The organism is Magnetococcales bacterium (assembly GCA_015231175.1).
In the GTDB taxonomy this organism is placed as follows: Bacteria; Pseudomonadota; Magnetococcia; order Magnetococcales; family DC0425bin3; genus HA3dbin3.
Genome location: JADGBZ010000151.1, coordinates 1 through 3,493, shown reverse-complemented (window position 1 = coordinate 3,493; position 3,493 = coordinate 1). Strand labels below are relative to the sequence as shown.

General features: G+C 58.7%; 4 protein-coding genes. 2 read left to right on the top strand and 2 right to left on the bottom strand.

Annotation, left to right across the window (positions count from 1 at the left end; genetic code table 11):
- Positions 1 to 817: 817 nt before the first annotated feature.
- Positions 818 to 1,273, top strand: a complete 456-nt coding sequence (locus HQL63_16025) for a hypothetical protein (GenBank protein MBF0178330.1) — start codon at positions 818 to 820, stop codon at positions 1,271 to 1,273.
- Between the two features lie 14 nt (positions 1,274 to 1,287).
- A complete protein-coding gene (locus HQL63_16020) occupies positions 1,288 to 2,772 on the top strand; it encodes a hypothetical protein (protein ID MBF0178329.1) in 1,485 nt (494 codons plus the stop codon).
- A 93-nt stretch (positions 2,773 to 2,865) separates the two neighbouring features.
- On the opposite strand, the gene HQL63_16015 is transcribed toward HQL63_16020, so the two are convergent.
- Together HQL63_16015 and HQL63_16010 are read right to left on the bottom strand one after the other, a co-directional pair.
- On the bottom strand, positions 2,866 to 3,009 hold the full coding sequence (locus tag HQL63_16015) for a hypothetical protein (protein MBF0178328.1): 144 nt from the start codon (positions 3,007 to 3,009) through the stop codon (positions 2,866 to 2,868).
- Between the two features lie 33 nt (positions 3,010 to 3,042).
- The gene (locus tag HQL63_16010) at positions 3,043 to 3,243 is read right to left on the bottom strand and encodes a hypothetical protein (protein MBF0178327.1); all 201 of its coding nucleotides are present in this window, start codon (positions 3,241 to 3,243) and stop codon (positions 3,043 to 3,045) included.
- Between the last annotated feature and the right edge of the window lie 250 nt (positions 3,244 to 3,493).

The following is a 3,493-nucleotide window of genomic DNA, read 5'->3' as shown; positions in this document are numbered from 1 at the left end:
GGGGCTGGCTCCCTGGCTTTGTCCAGGGCAGCGCCCTGGTGGGGTTCGGGGCGAAACCCTGACAAAAGCTTTCATATCCAAGCTTTTTTTGAAAGGGTGCTGAATAGTTACTCTTGAGCAAGCCTTTCTTGAACAAGCCTTCCCTGGACAAGCTTTCCTTGAAAGGATGCCGGATAGTTAGTTACCAGGGAGAAGGGGTATCTGTCGAGGAACTTCTCAACGGCACGGGCCAGGCACGGGCGATCCCGTTGTACACGCCCCGGTCACCAGGACCGGCAACAGACGCCACCAAACGCCTGCCATAGGGTGCACAACCGGGATCACCGCCCCTGCCAGAGACTCTTTCCTTCACTTTCTAGAGCCGGAAAGCCAGTGGATCCGTCGCCCATGACCTGAATCTTTTGTCCAATCTGTGCGGTCAAGTACGTTTCTCGGAGTGCGCGACAGGGTCCACCGCATCCGCTCCACGTTCATGCAATATATATTCCATAAACCGTCATCTCTTGGCTGCACGTCCAAAGTCCACCGCAAACCGTCAACTCTTGGCTGCACGTCCGCAACTCTGCCATCATCGTTTTGGACTTGCAGGCGCTGTCATCACCCCACCCTGAGGAGCGATGGCAGAAAGGGCACATTTCTTGCGGAAATCTGCCAGAATGTGCCGGAAAGAGATCCGTCCCACTCTACCGGCAGGCCCGAAAAAACATCCTGGATCCCGATTCGCTGTCGGATGCTGGATGGATACCCGTGTCGGACCCTTCATGGGAAGGGTTCGACAGCGTGACCGGATCGTTAACCTCTCTCGCAGGATACGCCCATGACACACAACAAGGTTCTGCTTTTTGCCGTAGCTCTCGCTCTCCCCTTGGGTGGTTGCGCCAACAACGCACAAACCGGAGCCGGCGTCGGCGCCCTCTCCGGGGCCCTGGCTGGCAGCCTCCTCGGACCCAGCAAAAACAAAGAAGCTTACGCCGTCTATGGCGGACTGATCGGCGGCGCCCTGGGATATGCCGTCGGCAACGAAATGGACAAACAGGATTTGCGCCGTTTAAGTGACACCCTGGATCGTACCCCGTCCCAGCAGACCACCCGCTGGATCAATCCCGACACGGGCAAGGAGTTTGCCGTCACACCACAATTGCCGCACAGCTATGGCAACACGGTCTGCCGCCAAGCCGAGATCGCTTCGGTTATCGACGGCAGAAGGGAGACGGTCGTGACCAACGCATGTCGGTTGCCGGATGGCCGTTGGGAACTTCAAAACCCCTCCTGAAAATGGGGAAGCGTATGAAGCCAACCATCATCTTCCATGGCAATTGTCAATCCCTGACTTTTTATGTCATGGCCCTCCGGGATCCAGAGTTGAGGGAGAACTACACCCTGGCGCTGATGCGGATCTCAGATGATCCCGAACCCCGTCGGCAATTTGAAATTCTCAGCAGCACACCGGCCACGGCGGATGAACTCCTGTCAAACTGCGTTCTGTTTCTGCAACAGAAAGGCCTCTGGGAGATGAACTGCGGCTACGCGGAGAGGCTGCCGCCACATTGCCGCAAGATCAGCTTTCCAAAACTGAATCTTGAGTTGCTGTGGCCTTTTTACATGCTGCGTCCCTATCCGCGCCCCTTTGGCATCGAAGAGAACCGACGCGGGCATGGGGATCGCCTTTTTCACAATCTGCTCCGGCAAAAGCTCCCCCCCCTGGAAACCCTGGCCCGTTTCATGCGCATGGACATCCGCCAAACCTTGGATCTTGACCGGGCTTACGAGCTCTATTTCGACAAGCTGCGGTCCCTCGACCGGGAGGTGGATGTGCCGGTGGCGGATTTCATCGAAGCGTTTTTCCGTCGCCGACCTCTGTTCGTAGATCCTGCCCATCCGTTCCCGGCCTTGTGCTATTACGTGGCTGCCCGGCTTTTTCGCTGCGCCGGCATCCTGGAGGCCGATTTGACCCAAAACTGGGAGGGGCATTTAAACTTCAGTCCCACCTTTCCCATCCATCCACAGATCATCGAGCATTACCAACTGACATGGGTGGATCATGACACCCGCTATGGTTTCCATGCCCCAAAGCCCTACGTGACCAACATCTACCATGACGGTCACATCACCAAGGAGGGAGACTACGGCTATCTGGCCGGCCTGCGCAAGCATCTGGGGTTGCCTGACGTGCTCCCCTGCCATGGCCGGGAAGAGGCAGCCGAGCGCATCCATTCCCTACAGGAGGAGCTGGCCTTTTGGGAGCGGCAACCGGAAGGCCCCATGGCCAAAACGGTCGCCACCTGGCGCGCCGAGTTGCTCACCGTGTTGGGAGACTGCCACCGCCACCTGGGAGATGCGGCGTCAGCCAAGGCATCCCACCAACAGGCCCTGGCGCTCGACTCGCTCCCCTTTCCCCTGCTCCCCTCGCTGGTGGCTTTCCTGGAACAGGAGGACCGACTCGCCGAAGCCATGGACCTGCTGTGCAGATGGACGGACGGACCCAACATGCGCTACCTCGCCATGGATGAAAAAATGGCCCTGGCGACACAATGCACCCACTTTTGCCAAACTTTGGAGAAGCGATTCCCGGATACAGAAAATCCGGAGACCACCGCACTCCTGCGGCAAGGCCTCAAGGCCATGGACGCCTGCCTGCAAAAGATCCAAATGGCCGCCATGCGGCAATCCACCCCTCCCCTGGAAAAGATAGGCCACCGCCTGGGGCAGGCCGGCACCTCCCACGGTCAAGATGGTCGAGGACTCCTCTGGTCCTATGAACCCTTTGCCTGAGTCGGGTTTCCCGCAGGGTCAGGAAGCAGATCCCGGGACTTTTTTTGAGGAGTATTTCTCCCTTGCCCACCTGATCTTGCGGACCAGAGTCCGCTAATCGAGTCCCAGGGTATTGGCCAACTCCTGTCTGGAACAAACAACATTTTCGACCATATACTGAATGTAACCCGCTTCGACATCCTCCAGGGGAGTCCCCTCCGCAACCTGAAAAAAGTGCTTCGCCTCCACTACAGGCACCTTCCCCTCCCGGGAACGGCCCGCATGCGATGATTAATGAATGTGGAGCATGCGCTCGGAAAAACCCGACTGCATGCTCACCTTCAGGGGACAGTTCTCCCCCGCATCATCGCAAGGGGCTTCATAGTCGTGCGAAACCTGAAAACAGTGCAAGCCGGTCAGCTCCTTGCCTCGCCCCAAACCCTTCTGGTAAGCCGCATTGGCAGCCAAAACCGCAGCGGATCTGGCGCCCAAGGCTTCCCCCAGGAAATGGAGTGGGGCGCCGCCACCACCCCACTGCTCGGCACCCCACCCTGCCCTGCACGCGGACAAGGGACACCACAGGTTGCCTCCTCCACCTTGAAGACCGCAGCGCCCTCCCCATCCATCCCCCCCTCGCTCTCCCAGCCAACAACATCTCCCTTGCCTGGTCGCGAATGGGAACCACCCGAGGCAGAGGGCGCCAGAATGGCGCAGGCGGGTATGGCCAAGACCGGAGCTGCCA

Excerpts from the sequence above, each read along its gene's own strand:
- HQL63_16025 (MBF0178330.1), top strand. The coding sequence starts at position 818 with ATGACACACAACAAGGTTCTGCTTTTTGCCGTAGCTCTCGCTCTCCCC.
- HQL63_16020 (MBF0178329.1), top strand. The coding sequence starts at position 1,288 with ATGAAGCCAACCATCATCTTCCATGGCAATTGTCAATCCCTGACTTTT.